20 protein-coding genes, 1 pseudogene and 1 riboswitch are annotated in these 26,461 nt (G+C 53.0%); of the genes and pseudogenes, 7 read left to right on the top strand and 14 right to left on the bottom strand.

Annotated features, from left to right (window positions below):
* Positions 1-353: 353 nt before the first annotated feature.
* Together H7F08_RS12180 and H7F08_RS12175 are read left to right on the top strand one after the other, a co-directional pair.
* Positions 354-1,565, top strand: a complete 1,212-nt coding sequence (locus tag H7F08_RS12180; protein ID WP_193640675.1) for an ISL3 family transposase — start codon at positions 354-356, stop codon at positions 1,563-1,565.
* 21 nt (positions 1,566-1,586) lie between these two features.
* Positions 1,587-1,844 carry an EAL domain-containing protein gene (locus tag H7F08_RS12175; RefSeq protein ID WP_319803972.1) on the top strand — a complete coding sequence of 86 codons (258 nt, stop codon included), beginning with the start codon at positions 1,587-1,589 and terminating at the stop codon, positions 1,842-1,844.
* 9 nt (positions 1,845-1,853) lie between these two features.
* Here the strand turns inward: H7F08_RS12175 and H7F08_RS12170 are convergent, their stop codons facing one another.
* The 3 genes from H7F08_RS12170 to H7F08_RS12160 form a co-directional block, all read right to left on the bottom strand.
* Positions 1,854-3,806, bottom strand: coding sequence for a transglycosylase SLT domain-containing protein (locus tag H7F08_RS12170; protein WP_193640673.1), 1,953 nt, complete (start codon positions 3,804-3,806; stop codon positions 1,854-1,856).
* Positions 3,803-4,174, bottom strand: a complete 372-nt coding sequence (locus tag H7F08_RS12165; protein WP_024894265.1) for a hypothetical protein — start codon at positions 4,172-4,174, stop codon at positions 3,803-3,805. The genes H7F08_RS12170 and H7F08_RS12165 overlap by 4 nt, the downstream gene beginning before the upstream one ends.
* 127 nt (positions 4,175-4,301) lie before the next feature.
* The gene (locus H7F08_RS12160) at positions 4,302-7,637 is read right to left on the bottom strand and encodes a DEAD/DEAH box helicase (protein ID WP_081577553.1); all 3,336 of its coding nucleotides are present in this window, start codon (positions 7,635-7,637) and stop codon (positions 4,302-4,304) included.
* A gap of 156 nt (positions 7,638-7,793) precedes the next feature.
* On the opposite strand from H7F08_RS12160, the gene H7F08_RS12155 reads away from it, so the two are divergent.
* On the top strand, positions 7,794-9,245 hold the full coding sequence (locus H7F08_RS12155; protein WP_031569693.1) for a phosphomannomutase: 1,452 nt from the start codon (positions 7,794-7,796) through the stop codon (positions 9,243-9,245).
* Positions 9,229-9,528, top strand: a complete 300-nt coding sequence (locus H7F08_RS12150) for a hypothetical protein (protein WP_024894268.1) — start codon at positions 9,229-9,231, stop codon at positions 9,526-9,528. Before H7F08_RS12155 ends, H7F08_RS12150 begins: the two co-directional genes overlap by 17 nt.
* On the opposite strand, the gene H7F08_RS12145 is transcribed toward H7F08_RS12150, so the two are convergent.
* The gene (locus H7F08_RS12145) at positions 9,491-11,194 is read right to left on the bottom strand and encodes an ABC-F family ATPase (protein ID WP_226842654.1); all 1,704 of its coding nucleotides are present in this window, start codon (positions 11,192-11,194) and stop codon (positions 9,491-9,493) included. The two genes, H7F08_RS12150 and H7F08_RS12145, sit on opposite strands and share 38 nt — an antisense overlap.
* 56 nt (positions 11,195-11,250) lie before the next feature.
* A riboswitch (TPP riboswitch) is annotated at positions 11,251-11,347 on the top strand.
* Between the two features lie 67 nt (positions 11,348-11,414).
* Between H7F08_RS12145 and thiC the strand changes: the two genes are divergently transcribed.
* Positions 11,415-13,301, top strand: a complete 1,887-nt coding sequence (thiC, locus tag H7F08_RS12140) for a phosphomethylpyrimidine synthase ThiC (RefSeq protein WP_024894270.1) — start codon at positions 11,415-11,417, stop codon at positions 13,299-13,301.
* A gap of 386 nt (positions 13,302-13,687) precedes the next feature.
* On the opposite strand, the gene H7F08_RS12135 is transcribed toward thiC, so the two are convergent.
* The 4 genes and pseudogenes from H7F08_RS12135 to H7F08_RS12120 all read right to left on the bottom strand — a co-directional run.
* Positions 13,688-13,891 carry a cytochrome bd oxidase small subunit, CydX/CbdX family gene (locus tag H7F08_RS12135; RefSeq protein ID WP_010639184.1) on the bottom strand — a complete coding sequence of 68 codons (204 nt, stop codon included), beginning with the start codon at positions 13,889-13,891 and terminating at the stop codon, positions 13,688-13,690.
* 15 nt (positions 13,892-13,906) lie between these two features.
* The gene (cydB, locus tag H7F08_RS12130) at positions 13,907-15,040 is read right to left on the bottom strand and encodes a cytochrome d ubiquinol oxidase subunit II (RefSeq protein ID WP_024894271.1); all 1,134 of its coding nucleotides are present in this window, start codon (positions 15,038-15,040) and stop codon (positions 13,907-13,909) included.
* Between the two features lie 12 nt (positions 15,041-15,052).
* A complete protein-coding gene (locus tag H7F08_RS12125; RefSeq protein ID WP_010639179.1) occupies positions 15,053-16,687 on the bottom strand; it encodes a cytochrome ubiquinol oxidase subunit I in 1,635 nt (544 codons plus the stop codon).
* A 96-nt stretch (positions 16,688-16,783) separates the two neighbouring features.
* A pseudogene (locus tag H7F08_RS12120) lies at positions 16,784-16,909 on the bottom strand (transposase); the annotation flags it as partial.
* Between H7F08_RS12120 and H7F08_RS15680 the strand changes: the two are divergent.
* Complete coding sequence (locus tag H7F08_RS15680; protein WP_264674694.1) at positions 16,896-17,018, top strand: hypothetical protein; 123 nt, start codon at positions 16,896-16,898, stop codon at positions 17,016-17,018. The pseudogene H7F08_RS12120 and the gene H7F08_RS15680 overlap by 14 nt on opposite strands.
* A 125-nt stretch (positions 17,019-17,143) precedes the next feature.
* Here H7F08_RS15680 and dhaM read toward each other — a convergent pair whose 3' ends face one another.
* Genes dhaM through glpD form a run of 6 tightly spaced genes read right to left on the bottom strand, consistent with a single transcriptional unit; the run spans position 17,144 to position 25,193 of the window.
* The gene (gene dhaM, locus H7F08_RS12115) at positions 17,144-19,483 is read right to left on the bottom strand and encodes a dihydroxyacetone kinase phosphoryl donor subunit DhaM (RefSeq protein WP_193640672.1); all 2,340 of its coding nucleotides are present in this window, start codon (positions 19,481-19,483) and stop codon (positions 17,144-17,146) included.
* A gap of 6 nt (positions 19,484-19,489) precedes the next feature.
* Entirely contained in the window at positions 19,490-20,089 is a 600-nt protein-coding gene (gene dhaL / locus H7F08_RS12110) for a dihydroxyacetone kinase subunit DhaL (RefSeq protein ID WP_024894318.1), read from the bottom strand.
* Between the two features lie 15 nt (positions 20,090-20,104).
* Positions 20,105-21,106, bottom strand: coding sequence for a dihydroxyacetone kinase subunit DhaK (gene dhaK, locus H7F08_RS12105; RefSeq protein ID WP_193640671.1), 1,002 nt, complete (start codon positions 21,104-21,106; stop codon positions 20,105-20,107).
* 16 nt (positions 21,107-21,122) lie between these two features.
* Positions 21,123-22,103 carry an MIP/aquaporin family protein gene (locus H7F08_RS12100; RefSeq protein ID WP_065975437.1) on the bottom strand — a complete coding sequence of 327 codons (981 nt, stop codon included), beginning with the start codon at positions 22,101-22,103 and terminating at the stop codon, positions 21,123-21,125.
* A gap of 21 nt (positions 22,104-22,124) precedes the next feature.
* Complete coding sequence (gene glpK / locus H7F08_RS12095) at positions 22,125-23,624, bottom strand: glycerol kinase GlpK (protein ID WP_193640670.1); 1,500 nt, start codon at positions 23,622-23,624, stop codon at positions 22,125-22,127.
* A gap of 39 nt (positions 23,625-23,663) precedes the next feature.
* The gene (gene glpD / locus H7F08_RS12090) at positions 23,664-25,193 is read right to left on the bottom strand and encodes a glycerol-3-phosphate dehydrogenase (protein ID WP_193640669.1); all 1,530 of its coding nucleotides are present in this window, start codon (positions 25,191-25,193) and stop codon (positions 23,664-23,666) included.
* A 240-nt stretch (positions 25,194-25,433) separates the two neighbouring features.
* Between glpD and H7F08_RS12085 the strand changes: the two genes are divergently transcribed.
* Positions 25,434-26,309: a hypothetical protein gene (locus H7F08_RS12085; protein ID WP_193640668.1), complete on the top strand. Its 876-nt coding sequence runs from the start codon at positions 25,434-25,436 to the stop codon at positions 26,307-26,309.
* Positions 26,310-26,461: the final 152 nt, after the last annotated feature.

Genomic DNA, 26,461 nt, shown 5'->3' with positions numbered 1-26,461 from the left:
ATTATCCCCTAATGGCCAATGTCTCCCTGTACGTCGGATTACATGATGATGATTTTACACAGCGAGGCGCGCCCAATATTCTTCGCGGCGATGTGGGCTTGGGTATGCAGTTTTAAGGCATCATGCGGGCAGGATGGTCTGAAGCATACATCAACCCAGAGACAGCGAATTGTGCTCTGGGTTGATGTCTTCATGAGTCAGTGATTCTACTGAAAAGTAACAAGGCATCTTTTAATTTCTGAAAAAGCCCATGTACCGTAATAGGCTATGACTCTCAAGTGGCTCCTCGCTACTTGGAGTGGATACGAGGGTACGGTAGTCTTAGGGCATTGCTGATCTAGGGAAGGTTAATGATGGACGAAGACAAGCTGTTTACCTTGGCGTTGGGGTTGGTTCCGCCGTGGATGGTGGACGATGTGACTTTCAAGCTGGAGGAGAAGCGGTTGGACCTGCATATCAACTTTCCCAAGGGAAGTCGGCTTGCTTGCCCTGTCTGCGGTCAGGACTGCCCGGTCCATGACACGGTGGAACAGGAATGGCGACATATGGATTTCTTCCAGCATGAGACTTATCTGCATGCTCGTGTACCCCGGGTGAAGTGCCTAGAACACGGGGTGCGGAAGGTTGAGGTTCCGTGGGCGAGACCGGGGTCACACTTCACCCTCTTGTTTGAGGGGTTGCTCATGACCCTGATAAAGCACATGCCGGTCAAGACGGTGGCCGACCTGGTGGGGGAACATGATACGCGCCTGTGGCGGGTTGTTGAGCATTATGTCAACAAAGCCCGATCAGCTGTGGACATGTCCACCGTCAGAAATGTGGGCATGGATGAGACCAGCAATCGTCGCGGCCATGATTACATCACCCTGTTCGTCGACCTGGAAGCCCAGCGATTGCTCTTTGCCACGCCCGGCAAGGATGCCAAGACGGTTGAGGCCTTTGCCGCTGATCTTTCGGCCCATGGTGGCGATCCTGAGGCCATTGAGGAGGTCAGCATGGACCTATCCCCGGCCTTTCAAAAAGGGGCGGCAGAGCACCTGCCAAAAGCCCAGATCACCTTTGATCGCTTCCATCTCACCGCACTGGTCAATGTGGCTGTGGATGCGGTACGTCGCGCCGAAGTCCACGAACAGCCTGATCTCAAAAAGACACGCTGGATATGGCTAAAGAACACCAACAACCTCAAGCCAAAGCAGCAGAAGCAGCTCGACGCGCTGAAGGATCGCAACCTCAAGACTGCCTTCGCCTATCAACTTCGTCTCACCTTCCAGGAGATATTCACACTGGCGGACCGGCATCAAGGAGCCACCTTACTGAAAGGTTGGATAGACTTGGCCAAGGAGAGTGCATTGCCACCCTTGGTGAAAGTCGCCTATACCATGCAGAACCACTGGGACGGCATTCTACGTTGGTTCGAGAGCCATCTGAGTAACGGCACTCTGGAAGGTTTCAACAGTCTGCTCCAGTCCGCCAAATCCAGGGCACGGGGCTATCGCACCCACAAGAATTTTATTAACATGGCTTACCTCGTACTGGGTAAGCTGGATCTCAAGCTACCCACTTAAAACAGCGAGGAACCACAAACCATTAAAATCGATCAGAGTTTTGTGCGCGATATCCTTGTTGATAACAAAGATTTGGCCATTGTTGCCGGAGTTGCTTCCACTGCGCAGGCATTGGGCCTGGAAATTGTGGCCGAAGGTGTAGAAAGCCTGGGACATGCGCGCAAGCTCGCAGATCTGGGCGTAAATGTATTACAGGGTTTTGCCGTAGCACAGCCTATGCCGGCTGAGGATATTCTGAATTGGGTAGCGCATTATAAACCCATTCTTCGTGAGGATTGATTATCCGTGTTAGCCGGGCGTCGTCGCTTTTAACTGCCATTGCGGCCAGATGGTCTGAGCCTGGCGATCCAGTATGGCTGCATAAATAATAGTATTGGTCAGTACGCTCTGGACATAATGGCGTGTTTGGCGGTAAGGAATATTGGCAGTAAAAATGGGACCCGCCCAGGGTCCTTGCGTGGGACCATCCCAACGACCCAGCCAGCGCTTGGGTGCTCCCGGGCCGGCGTTGTAAGCGGCTGCCGCGAGTAACTCTGATCCGCCAAAACTTTGCTGTTGCAGGCTGAGATAATTGGAACCCAGCACCAGATTTCCCCGGATGCTGTGCAGATCGGCATCGGCGGCGGCGGGAATGTGTGATTGCAACCATTCAGCAGTGGCAGGCATGACCTGCATCAGCCCTTGCGCGCCAACATCCGAACGGATTCCAAAAGCAAAGCCCGATTCCTGGCGGATGAGACCCGCCAGAAAGGCCCGGCGCAATCCTGTCTGGTTGGCGGCACCGCTGATTTCATCAGCATAAGGGAGGACATAGCCCTGACGCCAGTCACCGCCATGGGGGATCAGGCTGCTGGCGTGAATGCCCAGTAACCAGGCCTGTTGCTGAAAAGCCATACGGGCTGTCGCCTTGATCTGGCCGGGAGTGGTGAGGGTACTCAGGTCATGATCCCACTCACTCAAGGCATCATAATACAAGCCCAGTTGATAGAGCTTGATGGCCGCCCGCTCAGACGCAGTTTCTTGCAACACGGGTAGGGCAATATCTTCTGGTTCAGCGGCGGAATTCGTATTGAGATCCAGGGACTGTCCCAACGCTGCCATGGCTAACTGCCCATAATAGGTCCAGGGGGAAGCGAGGGTGCCGAGTTCTGCTTTCGCCTGCACCGTATGCCCCAGTTGCAGCATGGCTACGGCCTTCCAGAACTGCCACTGCCGTTGCTGGCTTTGCGGAGGATTCATGAGGGTGACGGCATCGTTCACCATGGTCCAGCGTCCCACCCGAATAGCAGTCCGTACCATCCAGGCCAGCATTTCCGGCTGAGGATGAAACTGTGGGTCGGTGTTATAGGCCAACTGATACCAGCTTCCGGATTCGGGACGAAAAGTCTGGGTAGCTTGAAAAGCGCAGTTATACAGTACCCGTGCTTTTTGTGCCGCATTGAGGGTATGGATTTGCTGCACAAATTTTACAGTCTGCAGGGGGTGAATGGTTGCCAGGCGCAACAGGGCAAGTTCAAGAAGACGGGTTTGCGTCCCGGACCATGATCCCGTGCCGTTTTGCTGGATATGCGTTTGTATCCAGATATCGGGATGATCAATGGTGGCAGTCAGCTCTGTTCCAGCCTGACCATTCAGGTAAGGCGCAAAATGGCGCGCTTCAGAAAAAGCCGATGCTTCAAACATCTGCTGCAGTCGCTGCCAGAGTTGATCCTGGGTAATCAGACCTTGCTGCAGGCCGTCGCGGGCCATGGCATTACAGGAATGATTACTGGCCGGCGCGCTGCTCCACAGAAAAAAGGGAGAAACCACATTTTCATTTTGTAAGGCGGGATCACGCAGGGCGTCACAGCGTAACTGGATGAGATCCGGCTTTTGCCCGGATTGGTAAACGCGGGTGAAGTTATTCCAGTCCTGTCGATGCGCCAGTTGGATCAACCATTGCCGACGCAGCAGATGGTGGGCAACACCATCGGGAAAACGCGCGGAATATTGGAGATACTGCTCCTGGGTCAAGGTTTTAAGGCGGGGTTGTAAAGACCAGTAGCCTACCCAGGAACCCATATACGTATTTTCCAGTGCGGGAAGGGCCTCTGCAGCCGGCCTGTAATTACCTTGTGAAAAAGCCGTTGCGGCCGTTTGCAACAGGGATTCCTGCGCCGAACTAAGGGGAATATTGTCTGCATATGCACTGCCTGCTACGGCAAAAATGCAGGCCGCCCACAGCAATAATTTTTTCTTCACGATTGTTTTTTGAGGTGAAGCCATCGGCCGAGGTGTTTTGCAAGAGAGTGTGAACGTTGCGGATGATCTTTCGCCAGCGGACCAACATGCAAATTCAGTGGTTCGCAGTGATCCTTGCCGTGGCAGATAACCCCATGGGAATCACAGTTTTCACCGGCTTTTTTCAAAATCTGCACCATTTTAGCCTCTGCTTCTGCTCCACAGCGACCATCATACTGGATCAGGACGAGGTGTTTCTCCGGTAGTACTTCTACATGCCCGCCCATTTCTTCAAAGACTTTAAGTTCTGCCAATGCCGAGTCGGTCACCCCATGCAGGGCCCCACTGATGATGAAGCGGTCGCGACGCTGTTCTTCTTGCTGTTTCATGCTTTTTTCCTGCTATGTTAGAGACCATTCAGCATGAATGTCCCGGAAATAATCTACATGCACCCCATTATAGTGCCATCTGGCGGTTTTGTCGGAAAGCTTTTAACCGGGATCCGGCAGCATAGCCTCAGCGCCGAATCTCTGGAAGCGGGGCGAGCAGGGAAGCCAGATCATCCGGGCCAAATTGCAGCTTGTCCTTACGCGCCTTATCGAGCACCCCGGAAGCTAATATGGCTTTTCTCTCCTGCAGCGCCAGGATTTTTTCTTCAATACTGCCCGCTACAATCATTTTGTAGACAAATACGCGCCGCTGCTGACCAATGCGATGGGCACGGTCCGTGGCCTGATTCTCGGCAGCGGGATTCCACCACGGGTCGTAATGAATGACTGTATCGGCTGCTGTGAGGTTCAGGCCAACACCGCCAGCCTTGAGGCTGATCAGAAATAATGAAACCTCACCCCTTTGAAAACGATCAATCGGCGTTTTGCGGTCCTGGGTATTTCCGGTGAGCTGTACGTAGGGAATATGCATTTTATCCAGGCGTGTACTGATCAAGGCCAGCATTTCCGTGAACTGGGAGAACAGCAGAATCTGGCGACCTTCGGCAAGGAGTTCGGGGATCATCTCCATCAGCATGGCGAGTTTGGCGCTTTCCTGAACCTTGCGGGCCTTTTCACTTTTCAACAGGCGTGGATCGCAGCAAACCTGACGTAATTTGAGCATGGCGTCAAGAATCACAATCTGACTGCGCTGAAAGCCCTTGGCGGCAATTTCCTGGCGAATTCTTTCGTCCATGGCACTACGTACGGTTTCATACAGATCACGTTGCGCCCCTTCAATATCCACCGAACGAATAATGATGGTTTTTTCCGGAAGTTCTTGTGCTACTTCTTCTTTTTTGCGCCGCAGAATGAAGGGACGGACGCGTTTGGCCAGCAGGTTCAGACGCTCCACATCACCATGGCGTTCGATAGGGCCCCGCCAGATTTTTTGAAACGTGCGCAAATCACCCATAAAACCGGGCAGGAGAAAATCAAACTGCGCCCAGAGTTCACCCAGATGATTTTCCAGAGGGGTTCCAGTGAGCGCCAGGCGATGGGTGGTAGGTATTTCCCGAATCGCCTCGGCAGCGCGACTTTGGGCATTTTTAACCATCTGTGCTTCATCCAGAATCAGTAAATGGAACTGCTGGATTTTGAGTAGTTCAATGTCTCTCCAGACCAGCGGGTAAGTGGTCAGCACCAGGTCATGACGGGGTATTTCCGAAAACAGGTCCAGTCGCTCCTTACCGTGCAGTGACAACACCCGTAAATCGGGCGCAAAGCGTTCCGCTTCCTCCCGCCAGTTATGAATCAGCGACGTCGGCATAATAATCAGAGCGGGGTTCTGCAGGCGTCCGTTTTCTTTTTCCAGCAATAGGTGCGCGAGGGTCTGGGCGGTTTTGCCGAGCCCCATGTCATCAGCCAGAATGCCACCCAAATCATGCTCCCGCAGAAACTGCAGCCAGGCTAAACCTTCCTGCTGATAGGGGCGCAGCGGCAAGGCAAAACCCCGGGGAGGTTCTACAGGGGGTATTTCGCCACTTTGTGGGAGGCGTTTACTGAGCCTGCGAATGGCTTCCATCCCCTCACTCCGCCATTGCTGACTATCGGTAATTTCGGCCAGTCGCGTGACGTCATAGGCAGAAACACGCATGGGTCCCGAAGCGCCAAGACTGAACAAGTCAATAAGTGTACCTACCAGTGGTTTGAGTCGGTGTGCAGCGGTTTGAATGGGAATTCCCGACGGGGTGTGCAAATGGATAGCTTCTTCATCGGGAATGCCAGTTAAGCCTCCGGGACTCAGCCAGCGTGGGTCACGGGCAAACAGCGCACCCAAAAGTGGAGCCAGCGCCAGCCTTTCGCCTTCGACGACGATGCCTACATCCAGGCCGAGCCAGCCTTCTTCCTCACCGTCCACCTGCATATCCCAGGCATCAATATGCAAAAAATGATGGCGGAAGCCATCCGGCCAGTGGACTTCCCAACCTGCGGCGCGCAAAGCCTCCACACCTTCATTCATGAAGGTATTCCAGTCTTTTTCACTGGCCAGTCCATAAATGGGCTGTGGCAGCAAGGAGAGGCTATGAAAAAGACTGGCTTTGGCGACTTTCATGCCGGTATCCGCCAAAATTTTCAGCGCTTTTTTTTCTGCCTTGCGATCGCGTTGGACCTGCACAGTTTCGCCATTGGCGAGAGTCTGTGTTTCGCTGTCATCATCAATGGCAATATGCGCGGGCCCATAGATAAAACTCGGCTGCCCGTAATCAAACCGGCAATTGGGACTCCATTGGCCGGGATAATCCCGGTAGGCCTGCATCCCCATCAATGCCAGGGTGTCGCACCAAAGAGAAGGCTGGAGTGGCTCGGCAATGACCCGAAGATCCTTCACCGGATCGGCCACCGGCGCAGGCAGGTCGGGGGCCGATTCTTCCAGAATATTTCTTAACAGTGCGGCCTCCTGAATGTTGAGAGGTGGTGCCTGGAGAAGGTCCTTCAACAGCGAAGGTTTGATAGGGATGTCAATCGGACCGATTTCGAGATTTTCCGCATCCAGATACCAGGGCACGTCCAGGGTCAGCAAGGTTTGGGTGGGCGGTTCGGTTTCCAGAATGGGATGTTGTTCCGTACCCTTGAGGGTTTTCCAGAGTAATTTACCCGCACGAATATCGCCCATCCGCAATGGGGAGGAACCGGGTTTGTTCATAAACAGGCGTTCACTGGCAGCCAGTATGCCCAGAGCGGCACTACCATGGCGTGGGCCCAGCGTAAAATATCCGCTTCGGGGGGCGTAAACATCTTCAATGAGCAAACGGCGGATGACCATCTGATCCGCTGCATCCAGAAAACCGGGTGGACGGCGCAGGGCCGCTTCAAAATTGCTCCAGGGCGTGAGTTCGCTGCAAATACCCTGCTTGTTCAGGCGTGCTTTGAGACAATGCAGGGTGGGCACACGTTGCTGATGACCACGAATTTCCAGAATCCAGTGGAGTCGATAGGTGGTAGTGGGGATTCTGCGTGGTGGCGGATTCAGATGTGAGCGCAGTTCACCCAGCCATTGCATCACATGCGGCCTGGGGCTGTTGACCGGCTGTGGGCTACCACGTTGGGCCAGATAAGCCAGTAACACGGCGGCGACATGTTTGCAGCGACTGCCAACGGGGCAGGTGCACAAACTGATAAGATGTCCCTGACTAAGATGAATATCCACATGATAAGGATTGCGGATGCTACCTTGCACCCATGCACTGAGCTCCGTGTCGGTTGGTCGTTCGAGATGACTGACCGCCTGTCGATAAGGCTGGGCCTTGCGGATTTCCAGGTCACCCAGCCACTGGCGGAGGATGTCGTAGTCATAGGTGTCCAGACTGGGTAGCGTTTGGTTGCCGCGATGCCAGTTCATCCAGTCGTCATTATTGGGCATTGCCTTGCTTGGATATCCGTTGTGAATGCTAATGGACCATGATACACAGCCTGTAGCCCTCTGGGAAAGTGTGCAAATTATCCATGCTAACTGCCTTTTTGGCATTTATCTGGTTATCATGACGTAAACACTGAACAGGATCGGAGGAGTAGGAAGATGGCAGCATTTGGAACCAGTGGGTTAAGAGGCCTGGTCAGCGATTTAACCGATCAGCTGGTTTTTATCCATGTGCGGGCATTTCTTCGTTATCTCCGCGACATCGGCGAATATCAGAGCGGTGAGAAAGTGATTCTCGGCGGCGATTTAAGACCCAGTACCCCACGCATATTGACTGCCAGTTGGGCTGCGGTGCTGGCAGAGGAGGGCAAACCCCAATTTGCCGGTTATCTGCCCTCGCCGGCACTGGCTTTTGCCGGAATCTCGGCAGGAATCCCTTCGTTGATGGTAACCGGCAGTCATATTCCCTTCGATCGTAACGGCATCAAATTCAATCGTCCGCACGGCGAACTGATGAAGACCGACGAAGCTGGTATTCTCGCCCAGGACATGCAAGTTGCAGCGGGTTTATTTACAGAACAGGGTGCCTTGTTGCACCCGCCGCTGGTGCCGGATGCCGACCTGCATTATCTGCAAAACTACCAGAATAGATATCTGGATTTTTTTGGCAAGGAAAGTCTGGCAGGCTTGCGGCTCGGTGTGTATCAGCATTCTGGAGTGGCCCGGGATCTGCTGGTCGATATTTTGGTCGCTATGGGTGCGGAAGTATTGCCACTGGGCCGTTCTGCAGAATTTGTTTCATTGGATACGGAAGCGTTGCGCCCTGAAGATACCGTGTTTGCCCAACAGGCCGTGGCCGAGCATCAGCTGGATGCCTTACTGACGACAGATGGAGACGCTGATCGCCCCATGATTGCGGACACTACGGGGCGCTGGTGGCGCGGCGATGTGCTGGGTGTGCTTACAGCCCGGGCCCTGGGCGCACAAACTGTGGTGACCCCGGTCAGCAGTAATACTGCGCTGGAGTTATCGGGATTGTTCACGCGGATCCACCGTACCCGCATTGGTTCGCCTTATGTCATTGAAGCCATGCAGGCTGCTCTCGCTGCCGGTGAGGGGCCCGTAGTGGGTTATGAAGCCAACGGCGGATTCCTGCTGGGCAGTCCCCTGCAGCAGCATGGACAGACCTTGCAGCCGCTCCCAACCCGTGATGCCATTCTCCCCATGCTCACTGTTCTGACAGCGGCAAAACAGCAAGGTATTGCTCTTGCGACACTGTTGGACCATTTACCCCCGCGTTTTACCGCCAGTGACCGGCTGCAGGATTTTCCAACCCGGTTGAGTCAGCAGCATCTGGATGCTTTCAGGGGAACCGACAATGTCCTGAGTCTGGCAGCATTCAGCCAGACTTTTGGAAAAGTGGCAGGCCCGGCAGGCAGTCTGGATTATACCGACGGGGTGCGTGTGACTCTGGAAAATGGCACCATCATTCACTTGCGTCCTTCGGGAAATGCGCCGGAATTGCGATGTTACAGCGAAGCGGATTCGCCTGAAGAAGCCGAGCGCATGTTGCGTGCTGCTTTGCAAATTATGCATGGCTGGCGGCATTAACTTGTTGCCACGTCTTTCCCGGGCATGGTGGATCTATGCAGGAACCGGACTGATCATTCTCGACCTGCTCCTGATGGTGCTGCGATATCTGGGGGTGGTTTTCAAAACCAATGCCGTAGCGGTGCTGGCGGTCCATCATGGGGTGGATGCGCAAGCCGGGAGCCTCCTGCATCTGGCCAATATTCTGAACATGGTGCGCTGGAAATGGATCGGAGGGATTTTGGTACTGGGTTTCCTCTTCCTGCTTATCGGTTTTTGGCGCTCTTTTTCCCGGCGTCGCTGACGCTGATCTGGCTGAGTAGATAATCCTCATAACTGCCTTTGAAATCTTCAATGCCCTGAGCGGTGAATTCAATAATGCGGGTCGCCAGGGAAGAGACAAACTCGCGATCATGGCTGACAAAAATCAGGGTTCCATCGAACTTTTCCAGCCCGTTGTTCAATGATTCGATGGATTCCATATCCAGATGGTTGGTGGGTTCATCCAGAATCAGGACATTCGGTTTTTGCAGGGTAAGCTTGCCAAATAACATCCGGCCTTTTTCGCCACCCGACAGCACCTTGACGGAGCGCCCGACCTGATCCTGACCGAAGAGCAGACGGCCGAGAACCCCACGAATAGCCTGATCATCGTCTTTTTCGCTGCGCCATTGGCACATCCAGTCGAAAAGAGTCATGTCCTCCGCAAATTCCGGCGCATAATCCTGGGCGAAATAACCGATTTTGACATTTTCCGCCCATTTGATCACCCCGGCATCCGGTTCCGTTTCACCTATCAGGCAGCGCAATAAAGTCGTTTTCCCCAGACCATTGGCACCGATAATCGCAATACGTTCACCTGCTTCAATATGCAGCCGCAGCTTCTGATAAAGGCGCAGCTCACCGAAAGACTTTGATAAATCTTTGGCATCCAGGGCATAACGATACAACTTGCGCTCCTGCTGAAAAACCAGATAGGGATTCTGGCGGCTGGAAGGTTTGACTTCTTCCAACTGGATTTTTTCAAGCTGACGGGCGCGGGAAGTGGCCTGTTTGGCTTTGGAGGCATTCGCCGAAAAACGGCTGACAAAACTTTGCAGTTCTGCCATTTTTTCCTTTTTCTTGTCGTTATCGGCCAGTAATTGATCCTTGACCAGCGTGGATGCGCGCATGTAGTCATCATAATTACCGGGATAAACACGCAGTTCGCCGTAATCCAGGTCGGCCATGTGGGTGCAAACACTATTTAAAAAATGCCGGTCATGGGAAATGATGATGATGGTACTTTTGATGGTGCTCAGCAATTCTTCCAGCCACTGAATGGTATGAATATCCAGATTGTTGGTAGGTTCATCCAGGAGGAGGATATCAGGATCGGCAAATAAAGCCTGGGCCAAAAGCACGCGCAGTTTCCAGCCCGGCGCCACCCCCGACATCAGGCCGTCGTGCTGCTCCAGAGGAATGCCCACGCCAATAAGGAGTTCCCCGGCGCGGGCTTCAGCGGAATAACCGCCCAGTTCGGCAAAGTCACTTTCAATATGGGCTACCGCCATGCCATCTTCTTCATTCATTTCCGTCAGGGAATAGAGGCGATCGCGCTCCATTTTCACCTTCCAGAATTCGCCATGACCCATCATGACCGTATCCAGTACCGTATATTCTTCAAAGGCAAACTGATCCTGGCGCAATTTGCCCAGCCGTTCGCCACTACTCAAGCTGACATTTCCGGCGCTGGGTTCGAGGTCGCCACCCAGGATTTTCATGAGAGTGGTCTTGCCACTACCGTTAGCTCCAATCAGACCGTAGCGGTTGCCGTCCCCGAAGTCCACGGACACGTTCTCGAACAATGGTTTTGAACCAAACTGCATGGTCAGTTGATGGGTACTGAGCACGGCATACTCCAATACGCAATAATGAATGGGAGCAATGATAGCACTGATCGGGATATAAGTGTCCTTGCCTGTGGGCATGCTGAACAAATGGTCCGCTTGACAGCAATCAAGCCTATACCTTAGCTTTACAAGTTGAACAACGCTGGGGGCGTCTGCCAGGGGGCAGGCTGAGAGGAACCCTTGGAACCTGATCCGGGTCATGCCGGCGTAGGGAAGCGCTACAGGATCAACTGTCTGCGTCCTTCTTCCGTGTCCCGATCATGTTTTTCGCAATGCACTGGAATTTGGAGGAAGCACAATGGCGACACGTCCCACCGATATTACCCATAACATGCAGGAAGCCACGGTCACCACAGGATCCATACCGGGTTCCCGCAAGGCCTACCTCAGCGGTGAAATGTATCCTGAATTACGTATTCCTCTTCGTGAAATCCAGCAGACCGACTCCCGCAACCGCGATGGTTCGGTGGAGCATAATCCGAATATTCCCGTGTATGACTGTAGTGGTCCCTTCACTGATCCTGATACCCAGATTGATATTCATGCGGGACTCCCTGCTACCCGTTGGCAGTGGACTGCCATGGAGACGCCGCTGGAGCATCGTCCTGAACCGAGTTCGGCTTATGGTCGGGCCCGCCTCGCTGATGTCAGGACGGCTGATTTGCGTTTTCAACAGCGCCGCGAAATCCGGCGGGCCGCAGAAGGCGCAAATGTCTCCCAAATGCATTATGCACGACGTGGAATCATCACCCCGGAAATGGAATATGTGGCTATTCGTGAAAATCAGGGCCTGGAAAAATTGCGCGCCACCCATCCCGAACTGTTTCGCGCGCATCGTGGCGAATCCTTCGGAGCGCAGATTCCGGATGTGGTCACCCCGGAATTCGTCCGTGAAGAGATTGCCCGTGGTCGTGCCATCATCCCTGCCAATATCAACCATCCCGAACTGGAACCGATGATCATCGGCCGCAATTTTCTGGTAAAGATCAATGCGAACATCGGTAATTCAGCGGTCACTTCTTCCATTGCCGAAGAAGTCGAAAAAATGGTCTGGTCCATCCGTTGGGGTGCCGACACCGTGATGGATTTATCCACCGGCAAGCATATTCATGAAACCCGCGAATGGATTATTCGCAACAGCCCCGTTCCCATTGGTACCGTACCCATTTATCAGGCCCTCGAAAAAGTCGATGGCAAAGCTGAAGATCTGACCTGGGACTTATACCGCGATACGCTGATTGAGCAAGCTGAACAGGGCGTGGATTACTTCACCATTCATGCCGGAGTATTGCTGCGTTATGTGCCTCTTACTGCCCGGCGGCTTACGGGTATTGTTTCCCGGGGTGGTTCCATCATGGCCAAATGGTGTCTGGCGCATCATCAGGAAAGTTTCCTCTACACTCATTTTGAGGAAATCTGTGAAATCATGAAAACCTATGATGTCAGCTTTTCACTGGGCGATGGCCTGCGTCCCGGTTGTCTGGCAGATGCCAACGATGAAGCGCAGTTTGCCGAGTTGCATACTTTGGGTGAGCTCACCCAGATTGCCTGGAAGCATGACGTGCAGGTGATGATTGAAGGTCCCGGCCATGTGCCCATGCAGATGATTCGCGCCAATATGGACGAAGAGTTGCAGCACTGTTTTGAAGCCCCGTTTTATACTTTGGGACCCTTGACCACAGATATTGCTCCAGGCTATGACCATATCACCAGTGCCATCGGTGCAGCACAGATCGGCTGGTATGGTACTGCCATGCTCTGCTATGTGACCCCCAAGGAACATCTGGGCTTACCCGATAAAAATGATGTCCGGGAAGGGGCTATTACCTACAAGATTGCTGCCCATGCTGCGGATCTGGCCAAGGGCCATCCGGGTGCCCAGGTGCGGGATAATGCCTTGTCCAAGGCGCGCTTTGAATTTCGCTGGGAAGATCAGTTTCACCTGGGTCTGGACCCGGAAAAAGCCCGGGAATATCACGATGAAACCCTTCCCCAGGAAGGGGCCAAGGCCGCGCATTTCTGTTCCATGTGTGGACCGCATTTCTGCTCCATGAAAATTTCCCAGGATTTGCAGGAATACGCCCAGAATCAAGGCGCAGAAGATCTGGAGGCGGCGCGCGCCCGGGGCTTGCAGGAAAAAGCCGAGGACTTCCGGCGTTTAGGTAAAAACATTTATTTGCGTTGAGTTCTAAAAAGGGCAGTTGCCATAGGTACTTTGCAGCGACTTTTGGCCTGCGCCGTTGTTGTTCTTGGCGAAATCCTGCGCCCGTCAGGAGAGCTGTTTGAGCCCGCAGGGCGAGTTCTCTCCTGACAGCAGGATGAGCCTTAGAACAACAGGCGAGGGACAACGGAGCAAAAAGTACCTATGGCAACTGCCCTTTTTAGGTGGTGATCTGATTTTCTACAATAAAAAAGCCCGGATAAACCGGGCTTTTTTGACCGGGACAAAGTCCCGATCACTGACTCGACTCAGAACCGCTTGCGTGTATAAAAATACGCGATGACGGTGATGAAAAAATACACAATGGGCAAAAAGAAAATATAGTCTTCCAGATGCATGGTCTAACTCCCTTAGTGTGAGTGTCCGGTTTTGTCCTGACTTTCCGCATCCTGTTTTTCATACATGACCGCACCGGCGACGGCGATCAGCACAATCATGGTCGTACCCACCAACCAGGCGAAATACCAGGGGCCATAGTCACCAGTGATGACTGCCAGAAACAGGGATAACGCCATGATGAGAGCCATCCCGACAAAAGTGAAAAGATTTTTCATGACTGGGTTGCTCCCTTAATAAGCATGGTCATCGGCGGGGTTGGGCGGGTTGACCTTGCCGCGCATGACCCGAAAACACCAGGTGGTATAAGCCAAAATCGTGGGTACGAAAATGGCGGTGAAAATGGTCATCCAGATCAGGTTGTAACGACTTCCCGAAGCATTCCAGATAGTCAGACTCTGGTTGAGATTCTCAGACGAAGGCATCAGGAAAGGGAACATGGAAGCTGCTACCGTGCCTAAAATGCCAATCCAGGCAATGGCTCCCAACCACCAGCCGAGGATGGGTTTGTTGGCACGCAACATCAATGCACCGAACAGCATCCCGGCAATGGCCAGCAACGGGATAATCCACAAAATGGGTTGTGCTGCATAATTATCCAGCCATGCACCAGAAACCGCATGCACCACCTGACCACTGACGGCGTTGGCGGGCATTCCCGGATCACCGCTGATGAGGCTATACCCCGTCATGCCGGAAATCATGAAGCCACCAATGATAAACAGCACAATGGCAATGATCCCTGCAGTGCTGGCGTAATTCCGGGCGCGGGAAGCAATGGGGTCGGTACCGCGCAGCATCAACATGGCCCCGCCCTGATATACCGACATGCTGACCGCCAATAAGCCGCTCAGAATGGCAAAGGGGTTCAACAAATACCAGATGAAGGACTCCGTCTGATAATACTGACCATCCCAACCAAAATGAAAGCCGACGCCTTCGAGAATATTACCGATGGCTGCTCCATAAACAAACATGGGCAAAAAGCCGGAGACCAGGAAAACCCAGTCCCAGGAATCCCGCCACTTGCTGGCCGCCACTTTGGAGCGATATTCAAAAGCCACCGGACGTAAAATCATACTGAACAGCAGCAGGATCATGACAATGTAAAAAACTGAAAAAGAAGTGGCGTAAAGGGTTGGCCAGGCCGCAAAAATGGCCCCGCCGCCCAGAATAAACCAGACCTGATTACCGTCCCAATGGGGACCCACCACATTCAGGGCCTGACGGCGCTCGCCGTCATTTTTGCCGACGAAGCGCAGCAGGGTACCAACACCCATGTCCATGCCCACCATGATGGCAAGGCCCATGAGCAGGACGCCCAGCAGCACCCACCACAATAGTTTAAGTCCAATATAGAGATCCATTGTGTTGCCTCCTTATTTCTTGGCCAGACTGGGCTTGGCAAAAACGGGCTGACCGGCCATACCGCCCCCGGCAGGAGCCTTGTCATGACCATGATGGCTGGCTTGTGGGCCAAGACGCGCGTATTTGAACATCAGGTACATTTCTGCAGCGATGAACGAGCTGTAAAGCAGTACAAAACCGATCAGGGAGAAAATCATGTAGCCGACGCTGTGACTGGAAGCTGACACAAAGGTGGGCAACATATTGTAAACCGTCCAGGGTTGCCGACCATTTTCTGCCGTAATCCATCCAAATTCACAGGCAAACCAGGGTAATGGAATACTCCATAAGGCGACTTTCAGGAGCAGGGGATGCTTTTCCACCTCATTTTTGAGGCTGAAATAGGCGGCAAATGCAAAAATGGCGAGCATGATAAAGCCGAAAGCCACCATGATACGGAATGCCCAAAATTCTACCCAGACATTGGGAACCGTTTCGTGAGCCGTTTTGTCCACGACGCTGGCGAGATTGCTGGCATCCACCTTTTTCAGGTCCTGATCAGGGGCGTACTGCATGGCCAGAAAGCCATAGCCCATGTCTGTCTGATACTGTTTGAAGGTCGCCAAAGCCTGCACGTTACTGTGGTCATGATTATATTCTTTCAGGGCAACCATGGCCTTGATGCCATTAACTACTTTGGGCTTGGCTTCATCCACCAATTGATGAATACCGGGGATGACGGTGTCCTCCGAGTGGGTAAGCAGAGGCGTCAGCACATAGGGAACACCAATTTCAAAAAGGTTTTTACCTGCAGCCTTATCCGGGAAAGCAATCAGATTCCAGGGTGCAGATGCCGTGTTGTAGTCTGTATTCCAGATGGCTTCCATGGCCGCCACTTTCATGGGTTGAGCCTTGGCGTCAATGAAGCCCAGTGCATCGCCCAGAGTCACCACACCAATGGTGGAAATCACTCCGAAAACGGCAGCAATACGAAATGAACGCAGGGCAATATCCTTGCGCTTGTTGGTGAGCAGATAGAAGGCACTGATCCCCATGACAAACATGGATCCGGTCACAAAACCGGCGATGGAGGTATGGACAAATTTTGCCTGAGCGTCTTCATTAAAAATCAACTGGACAAAGCTGCTGAATTCCAGGCGCATGGTATTGGGATCAAAGGTTCCGCCTCTGGGGTCCTGCATGAAGCCATTGGCGATCAGAATCCACAATGCGGAAAGGTTGGAGCCCAGCGCTACCAGATAGGTAACGACCAGATGGGCCTTGGCACTGATCCGGTCCCAGCCAAAAAACATGATGCCCACAAAGGTGGATTCCATGAAAAACGCCATCAGGCCTTCAATAGCCAGAGGCGTACCAAAAATATCTCCGACGAAATGGGAGTACATGGACCAGTTGGTACCAAACTCAAATTCCATGGTCAGGCCCGTGGCCACACCCAATGCAAAATTGATGGCGAAAAGCTTGCCCCAGAACTGGGTCATTTCCTTGTAAATGGGTTTCCCCGTGATGACATAAACCGACTCCATGGTGGCCAGCAGAAATGACAGGCCCAGAGTCAGGGGTACAAACAGAAAGTGATACAGGGCTGTCAGCGCAAACTGCAGACGCGACAGCTCGACCACCGTGGGATTAATTAACATATCCATGAACATCCTCCTACAAAGAAACCGGGTTGTTCCGGTCCGGCGTGTAACGGTGCACCTCTTCATCAGGTGATCCGGGTTTTTTGGTTCCTCGCTGTTTTAAGTGGGTAGCTTGAGATCCAGCTTACCCAGTACGAGGTAAGCCATGTTAATAAAATTCTTGTGGGTGCGATAGCCCCGTGCCCTGGATTTGGCGGACTGGAGCAGACTGTTGAAACCTTCCAGTCTGCTCCAGTCCGCCAAATCCAGGGCACGGGGCTATCGCACCCACAAGAATTTTATTAACATGGCTTACCTCGTACTGGGTAAGCTGGATCTCAAGCTACCCACTTAAAACAGCGAGGAACCTCTTTATCTGGGCTCCGTTCTTGAATGTGAAAACAACAAAATGATTAAGGAGTTGCGTAATCTGGTCTATGACGAAGAGAGTGCGTTGAGTTGTAGCCATGGTACTCAGCATTAAGTGCCAGAGACGCGCTTGTACACGTTACTGAGTCGCAGCGGCGCCATCGACAAGCGGCGGATGCCGCAATCCACCAGCAAAGGGGCAATTTGTGGATCCCCGGCGGCTTCTCCGCAAATCGAAACCGGGGCATGACTGTCCTGGACCATTTTCCGGCATAACTCAAGGACCGCCGGGTGTGCGGCATTACCCAAGGTCTGAAGTAATGCATTACTGCGATCGCTGGCCAGTGTGTATTGAGTAAGATCATTACTGCCAATGGACACAAAATCCGACAGACCATTGAACTGCTTCATGCACAGCGCGACCGCCGGAACTTCTGCCATGATCCCGAGCGGCACGGGCCAGCGATGCGCCAGACCTGCAGCCTCCAGTTGCTGATGCGCCTGCTCCAGAATCATTCGGGCACTGCGTAATTCTTCAGGGTTGGTGACCATAGGCAGCATGATACGGAGATCGTGATCCCGGCCGGCACGCAGCATGGCCCGCAGTTGCAGGGCAAAAATGTCGGGATACGCGAGCAGAGCGCGCAATCCTCGTCTGCCGAGGGCGGGATTGGCTTCGGCACCCAAGGCCATAAAGGTCAATGGCTTATCCGCTCCGGCATCGAGCGCTCGCACCACAATAGGCAGACCCTGCATGGGGGCCATGACCTGTCGCAGGAACTGACACTGGCTTTCTTCATCTGGAAGTGTTTGCTGATCGAGAAAAAAGAACTCGGTACGCAGCAAACCAATACCCGTAGCACCAAGGCGCCTGGCCGCAGCTGCTTCCGCAGTGCTGGCCACGTTTGCCCAAAGCTCCAGCGTGCTGCCATCGCTCAGGGTGATTTGGCCGTAAGAACCCGCTGAATTCTGGTCCTGATGCATTTGTTCCCGATCATGCAAGGTTTCGAGAATCCGGGCGTCGGGGTCGGGCCATAATTCGCCAGTTTTTCCATCCATGGCCACATATTGAGTGTTCGCAAAAATAACGGGGTCCGCGTTGATGACGTAGGGAATACCAGAGCCACGCAAGAGAATGGCGGCATGCGAGTTTGCGCTGCCATGTCGATCTATCACGCCAAGAACCTGTTTGGGGTCGAAGCGTAAGGCTACGGAAGGAAGTAGTTCATTGACCAATAAAATAGCGGGTGGCCCCTGCCAGGGCTGCAAATCTGCGGTCACTCCCAAGGCCTGGAGAACCCGATTACCCAAATCCCGTAAATCTGCAGACCGGGCGCGGAGTATGGGGTCGCTGAGGGCGTCGATTTGGGAAGCGGCCTGCGAAATACTTTGTGCCCAGGCAGAGGCGGCATCCAGATGCTCGTTCTGGATCAGGGTGGTGGTTTTTTTCAGCAGAGCAGGATCACTCAAGAGCACATTTTGAGCCTCCAAAATAGGGTGATCGCTGAGTTGTCGCCGCACTTCAGCGACGGCCTCAAGAAATGTGTGAAGGGCTTCTGCACAGTCATCGCAATAGGACCGGGGAACTGTCGTCAGGAGCTCATCATGGATGATGAGGGGTCCTTGGGCGAAGCCGGGAGCCGCCCCCTGAGGGTGCTTCGTGGCTTCATTTTCAACAGGGACTGGCATTTTTGCAGGAGGATGCTGATCTTCCTGCAGGCAGGCTGCTGCCCTGTCCAGGAATGCATCGGCATCCGGCCCTGAAGTCTGGAGATGAATTTCATCTCCCTGGCGCAGGTCCAGTCCCAGAATGGCGGTCAGACTGGAAGCGGAAACCCGATTATCCGGGTGTTTTGCTGCTGCTATGAAGCTGGGCGTGCTGCGGGCGAGGGCGAGTTTTGCCAATGCGGCTGCCGGGCGCAGATGCAAGCCAGCGGGATCTGACAGGCGCAAACTGCGTTGATGTTCCGGTGTGGCAGCAGTAACTTGCGCATTTTCTCCGGCAGTGGCGTCATTGGGAGCCAGTTGTTGTTGCTTCATGCGCAGCCCGTTTTCCGCTTCTTGCCGCACATCGGTCAGCGAGGCGCCGCCGCTGGCGGCCATGGCAGCGGCCATGGCGCCCTCCACAAAGGGTCCGCTACTCATCAGGACCCGCGCCCTGACCGGTTCTGACAGGAGTCCCAAGGCGGTTTCTGTACTCAACAGCGCACTACCCATGTCCATGAGTACCAGGGTTCCCATGGGATCATCCAGCGATTCAATGGCGGCCAGAATCTGCAAAGCATCTGTGCCTAGATCTGCTCCATCATCACCCGCCCCTGCTGCAATGGCCATCCGTACGTTGGAACCGGTGACCTGACGAATGAGGGTTTCTGTGGCCATGGCCAGGGCACGACTGTGCGAAACCAGAACAAGGCCGACGGTATTCATTCTGGATTCGGCAGTGCTCATGGCGGCTTAGAGCTTTGCCAGACAGTCAAAAAGCAGGCTCGCAGACGTGGCTCCCGGGTCGGCATGGCCGATGGCGCGTTCGCCCAGATAGCTGGCCCGGCCTTTGCGGGCGATCATGGGAGTCGTTGCATCCCGACCTTCCCGGGCTTTTTGTGCAGCCATTTCCAATCCGGCCTGGTGGTTCAGGGCGCTGACGGCGGGACTGAGGGCATCGACCATGGTTTTGTCTCCCGGTTCGGCCTTGCCGAGTCTCTGGATGCCAGCCAGTCCGGCCTGCAGACAAAGAGCCAGCCCGGCATCGTCCAGCTGAAGCTGATCCCCGGCAGTCTTGGCGGCTTCGAGGAAGAAGGTGCCATACAGCGGCCCTGAAGCACCGCCTACGGAACTGATCAGGGTCATGCCTACCAGTTTCAACAAAGCTGCGGGGGTTGCTGGCTTCTCTGCCTGCAACTTTTCGACGACCTTGGCAAAGCCACGGGCAAGATTGCTGCCGTGATCACCATCACCAATGGCCGCGTCCAGCGCATTGAGCTCGGCAAATTGCGTCTTGAATTGCTGCTCTGCGCAGACAATCCACTGATTCAGTGCATTGAGGCTATATTCCATAGTGAGGCTCCTGCTTTATAAACCCCAGCGCAGCGCCGGGCTGCGAACCGGGGCGTCCCAATACTGACGCATGGTTTCGTCAAGACGCAACAAGGTGATGGAAATGCCAGGCATATCCAGGCTGGTCATGTAGGCACCGACCAGGCGCCTGGACACTTTGAGGCCGTGTTTTTTTGCAACTGTTTCAGCGGCGCGATAAACAATATACTGTTCCAACAAAGGAGTAGCGCCGAGACCGTTGACAAATAACAGAATCTCATCGCCTTTTTTGAAAGGTAAGTCCTCGAGAATGGGTATCATCAGCATTTCCGTCAAAGTATCTGCAGATTGCAGTGGAATACGCTGCCGCCCGGGCTCCCCATGAATACCGATACCAAATTCAATTTCGTTTTCACCCAAGGTAAAGCTGGCTTGACCCGTTTCCGGGTTGGTACAGGGGCCTAACGCCAGACCCATGGAACGGGCAGAAGCATTGACTGAACTGCACAATGCGGCGATTTCATTCAGGCTGGCGCCGGCCTCGGCAGCGCCCCCACAGATTTTTTCGGCAAGCACCGTGGCTCCGACCCCACGTCTTCCGGCCGTATATAAAGAGTCTTTAACAGCCACATCATCGTCCATAATGACGGCGCGTACCTCCACGCCATCGCTCTGCAGCAGTTCTGCAGCCATCTGAAAGTTCAGTACATCACCAGTGTAGTTTTTGACAATATGTAAAACGCCTTTGCCACCATGTACAGCAGCAGAGGCTTCCTGAATCTGGTCAGGGGTTGGGCTGGTGAATACCGCGCCAGGACAGGCGGCATCGAGCATACCCAGACCCACAAAACCGCCATGCATGGGCTCATGTCCTGATCCACCCCCAGAAACCAGGGCGACCTTACCATTTTTGGGCGCATCGGCGCGTACAATGTAATGCGGGTTTTCATGGACACGGATCAGGTCAGGATAAGCCAGGGCCATGCCCTGCAAAGCTTCCGTGACAACCTGATCCGGAGCATTGACCAATTGTTTCATGACACACCTCCCGGGTTTATTTGTCGGCACCATCAATTTGAGTTTTGACTTCATCCAGAGCCTGTTGAAGCTTTTCCAGCTTGAAACCTAGGCCCTTCTGTTCAACACGGGGCTGACGTTCTTTCAGCAGCCTGGCACGCACGCAGAGGGTTCTGCTGATGCACCAATCGTAGAAATAGACAGCAATGGCGGCACCGATAAGAGGCCCCACAATGGGCACCCACCAATAACCATGGGGTCCAGGAAAAGCGTTGGGTCCCCAGCCCTGCAGCCAGCAAAACAGACGGGGTCCGAAATCACGGGCGGGATTGATGGCATAGCCTGTACCTACACCAAATGACAGGCCGATAGCTGCGACGGCAAAGCCAATCATCAATGGCGCCAGGTTGGACCCTGGTCCCACGTTCATGTTGTCGATGATGGCAAAAACAAAAAGCACCAGGAAAAAAGTCGCGATGATCTGATCAAGCAGCATCAGACCGAGATGGCTTCCGTAATACGCGGCAGGAAACGTCGCAAATATGCTGAATGTGGTCAGGCCCCCAGGATCCGCTCGGGAGACGACATGGTTGGCCAAATTCCAGGCATTGATAGCCCGGAAATAATCGTAGTAGACAATAGCAGCCCCAGCAAAACAGCCCGCTACCTGAGCTATCCAGTAGGGTATGACTTTTCGCCAGGGGAAATTACCCTTGAGGGCAAATGCCAGGGTGACTGCCGGATTGATGTGCGCTCCGGAGACCCCGCCTGCCACATAAACGGCCATGGCCACGGCAAAAGCCCATCCCCAGACGATGACCATCCAGCCCCCTGCCCCTTGAAAAATAACCATGGTCCGGTGGGATTCCGTAAGACCGACTACGGCAACCGCCACACAGCCCGCTCCAAATGCCAGCAATACAAAACATCCCACAAATTCTGCCAGCATTTCTGACCAGACAGACTGGGCGCGCCACCCTGCTTTGACACCGAATTTTACAGAAGTATCTTCAGCCATTTTTAATCTCCTTCTCGGCTTTCAGTCCACCCAGGCAAAAGAACGGGAAACGGCCTTTTTCCAGGACTGATAATAACGGTCGCGATCAGCGTCGGGCATCTTCGGCTCCCAGGTCTTATCAATACCCCAGTTGGCGCGGAGATCTTCAATATTACTCCAGTAACCAACGGCCAACCCGGCGGCGTAGGCAGAGCCCAAGGCCGTGGTTTCGATCATTTTCGGGCGCAGGACCGGTACTTTCAGCATGTCGGACTGAAACTGCATGAGTAACTCATTCACTACCATGCCGCCATCCGTGCGCAGGCTGCTGAGAGGAATGCCGCTGTCAATTTCCATGGCTTCAACCACGTCGCGCACCTGATAGGCCGTCGATTCCAGCGCTGCACGGGCAATATGGGCTTTATTGGCAAAGCGGGTCAGGCCGGCAATGACTCCTCGCGCATCATCTTTCCAGTAGGGGGCATACAGGCCCGAAAAAGCCGGAACCACATAAACATCGCCATTATCCGGTACGCTCCGCGCCAGTGGCTCAATCTGTCCGGCGACATCAAAAAAGTGAAGATTATCCCGTAACCACTGCACCAATGCTCCGGTAATGGCGATGGCGCCTTCCAGTGCGTAGTGGGGTTTTTCATCACCAAACTGGTAAGCCAGTGTGGTCAGAAGCCCGGCATTGGACTTTACGGGTTCGGTGCCGGTGTTCATGAGCAGAAAAGAGCCGGTTCCGTAGGTATTTTTAGCTTCTCCCGGAGCGAAGCAGGTTTGTCCTACCAGAGCAGCCTGTTGATCGCCGAGCATTCCGGCAAGGGGCGTACCGCGCAGTGGTGCGGTCTTGATTTCTCCATAAGGCGCGGAAGATGGCACGATTTTGGGAAGGCAGGCTTCGGGAATATGGAATTGATCCAGCATGTCCTTGTCCCAGGCACATGTTTGCAAATCCATCAGCATGGTACGGCTGGCGTTACTTACATCCGTAACATGCACGCCGCCGTCAGGGCCACCCGTGAGATTCCAGGCCATCCAGGTGTTGATGTTGCCGAAAAGCGCGTCGCCCTTTTCGGCCTGGCGTCGGGCTCCTTCCACATTTTCCAAAATCCACAGCAGTTTCAGGCCGGAAAAATAGGTGGCCAGTGGCAGTCCGGTCTTGCTGCGAAATCTTCCCTGTCCACCATCCCGGGCAAAGCGTTGTACCAGTTGGTCAGTGCGGGTATCCATCCACACCAGAGCGTTACAAAGGGGTTTGCCGGTATGACGATCCCAGAGTACGGTGGTTTCCCGCTGATTGGTGATGCCTACCGCCGCCAGATCGCTGGCGCTGAGGTTTGCCCTGGCGAGGGCGGCCCCGATGACCTCGTTGCTGTTCGTCAGAATCTCCAGCGGATTATGCTCTACCCAGCCGGGTTTGGGATAAATTTGTTCATGTTCTTTTTGCGCTATGGAAACAATGTTGGCTTGTTTATCAAAAACAATAAAACGGGTACTGGTTGTCCCCTGATCAATGGCCCCTACATATTTTGACATTTTGATATCCTCCTCAAAAAAGATTGTCACAGTATGGTCTTAGGCTCCTCCTTGTCCGATTTTTGCGATGATTTCTGGTGATTGCAGGTATGCTTTGAGTTTCTCGTTGGTGTCAGCAGGCACATGCAGGGCCATTTTGGAGCGCCGCCACAAAATGTCCTCTGATTCCCGCGCCCACTCCTGGGTGACCAGATAATCTACTTCTGCCTGGGTCAGCTCTCCGCCAAAGTCTTCACCCAGATCCGTCATCTGACGGGCATCACCTAATATTTTCAAAGCTCTTGTGCCGTAGGCGCGTGCCAGACGGTAAGCCAGATGCGCCGACAAAAACGGGTACTGTTCAGAAAGCATACGGACGAATCCGGCAAAATCTCCGTTGCTGATATCGCCCCCGGGAAGAGGCGCTGTTGCTGTCCAACTGTGATCCTTGGGGTGCCCGAGAACGGGCTGAAGCAGGGACAGGGCGTGTTCGGCGAGGCGTCGATAAGTCGTAATTTTACCCCCGAAAACAGAAAGCAAAGGCGGAATATCATTGCCGCCTTCCATATCCAGCACATAGTCCCGGGTGACTGCGGAAGCATTGGCCGCATGGTCATCATAGAGAGGGCGTACCCCGGAATAACTGCGGACGACGTCGTCTGGATGGAGCGGGGTTCGGAAATAACGGGAAACACTTTCACAGAGGTAAGTCGTTTCCTCCGGGGAGATGCTGACCTGGGCTGGATCGCCATCGTAGGGAATATCCGTGGTGCCAATCAAGGTGTATTCATACTCATAGGGAATGGCAAATACGATTCTCTTGTCGGGATTTTGCAGGATAAAGGCGTAATCACCCTGGTAAATGCGAGGCACAATGATGTGACTTCCCTTGACCTTGCGGACGGTTTTATGGGTCTGAATGCCGAGCTCCTTGACCAGCACATCACCGACCCAAGGTCCGGCAGCATTGACCAAAGCCTTGGCGAAAACAGTGGTTTCCTTTCCGGTTACTTGATCTTTCAGTTGCGCTTTCCACAGCTGCTTTTCCGGATGCGCAGCAAGCAGCCGCGTATGAGTCAGGATTTTTGCACCCCGTTCAGATGCATCCAAAGCATTGAGGGCAACCAGTCGGCTATCTTCCACCCAGCAATCTGCATAGGTGAACCCCTTGGCGAATTCGGACTTCAGAATTGCCGCTGCTGGATGTGGTCCGAAATGCACGGCTTTTGAACCGGGCAAACGAGAGCGTGGGGCGAGATGGTCGTAGAGCATAAGCCCCGCACGAATCCGCCAGGAAGAACGACCATCTGGGCTTTGGGGCAGAACAAACTCCAAAGGCCAGATAATATGGGGGGCAATGCCGAGAAGCCGTTCGCGTTCCATGAGGGCCTCACGGACGAGGCGAAATTCGTAGTATTCCAGATAACGCAAGCCACCATGTATCAGTTTGGTGCTGGCAGAGGATGTATGTGCGGCAAGATCATCTTGCTCAACTAGGAGCACGGAGAGTTTTCTACCGCTGGCATCGCGGGCAATTCCAACGCCATTGATTCCACCGCCTATAATCAGTAAGTCATAGGAATTAGACATCAAGCTCCTCCTGATAGTGATTATAACGCATAGAGTTTGAGAATTTGGGAAAATCGAAATAAGCAGATACAACCAATTTCTTTATAGATAGTTCATATGATGGGATAAATCAAGACAAGTGCAGGACATAATGATGCCAAAAGTATTTTATGCTGAATGGCTTTATCGGGTATATAGAAGCATACCATAAATGACACAAATATGAACAGAATATTACTTTAAGAAATAGGGGGTTATTAATTGAAAAGGCTGAGTTTGCTTTTTGTTGATGCTGATCAGGAGCAGTTCGTAAAAATTGCTAAACCTGTTTATTTTCATGATCTTAATCTGGATAAGGTTATCAGTCATATTGTTGACGGCAGGGAAGAATATAAATTAAATCAATATTTTTATAATTTAAATAAAAATCTGGAACAAATCCAGTATCGTCAGGAAATTATGAAAGACTTCGAGGAGGAAAAGGTTTATAAAACTATATTATCATATTCTAAATATTTGGCAGATATTCGCAACACGTTAGATCGCATAGAGAATTTGTATTACCCACTGCAACAGCAACGTTGTTATCTGGAACTGGCGTTGCGGTATCAGAAAAATCTTGAAGACTTTCTGGAAGGCTTGAAATCAGTACAAGTAAAATCAGTAGGATTGAAAGAGCTAATAAATCAATTCATAGAAATTTTATGTACAAGTACATTTGTTGAGTTTAAAAATAAAACTGCGAATCTTTGCGAAAGTCTAAAAAAAATTAGATATTGTGTCGTCATTGTAGAAAATAAAGTATCTGTCCGCCGCTGTGAAGAAGATGACTATGCTGGAGAGGTAGCCAAAAATTTATATTTATCGGATATTCCGCTTGATGATGATAATATAGTAGGCAATCAGACAGTTGATTTAAACCATGTTGAAGCACAGATATTGGAAGGGGTGGCTCAATTGTATCCAGAACCTTTTGCTCGACTGGATAGTTATTGTAAGCAGTATATGCGGCCACTTGTGGCGAGTGAGGTTGAATATCCATCTGACTCGCTGAGAACCTCCCGGTATCCTTTTATGGATCATAATATCCTGATCTGGGAGCGAGAATTACAATTCTATGGCTCTTCGTCAGATTGAGTGGGTAGGGGGTAGAATGCTGTGGAGCGGTCGTGCCCTGAATAGGAGTTAGCTGATGGTCCCTGAAGAGCTGTTTTCTCTCGCGTTAGGATTGGTTCCGCCGTGGTTGGTGGATCATGTGACTTTCACGGTGGAGGAGAAACGCCTGGATC

This window comes from Acidithiobacillus sp. HP-11, assembly GCF_015100075.1.
Classification (GTDB): Bacteria; Pseudomonadota; Gammaproteobacteria; order Acidithiobacillales; family Acidithiobacillaceae; genus Acidithiobacillus; species Acidithiobacillus thiooxidans.
This window is presented reverse-complemented; position numbering and strand designations above follow the sequence as displayed.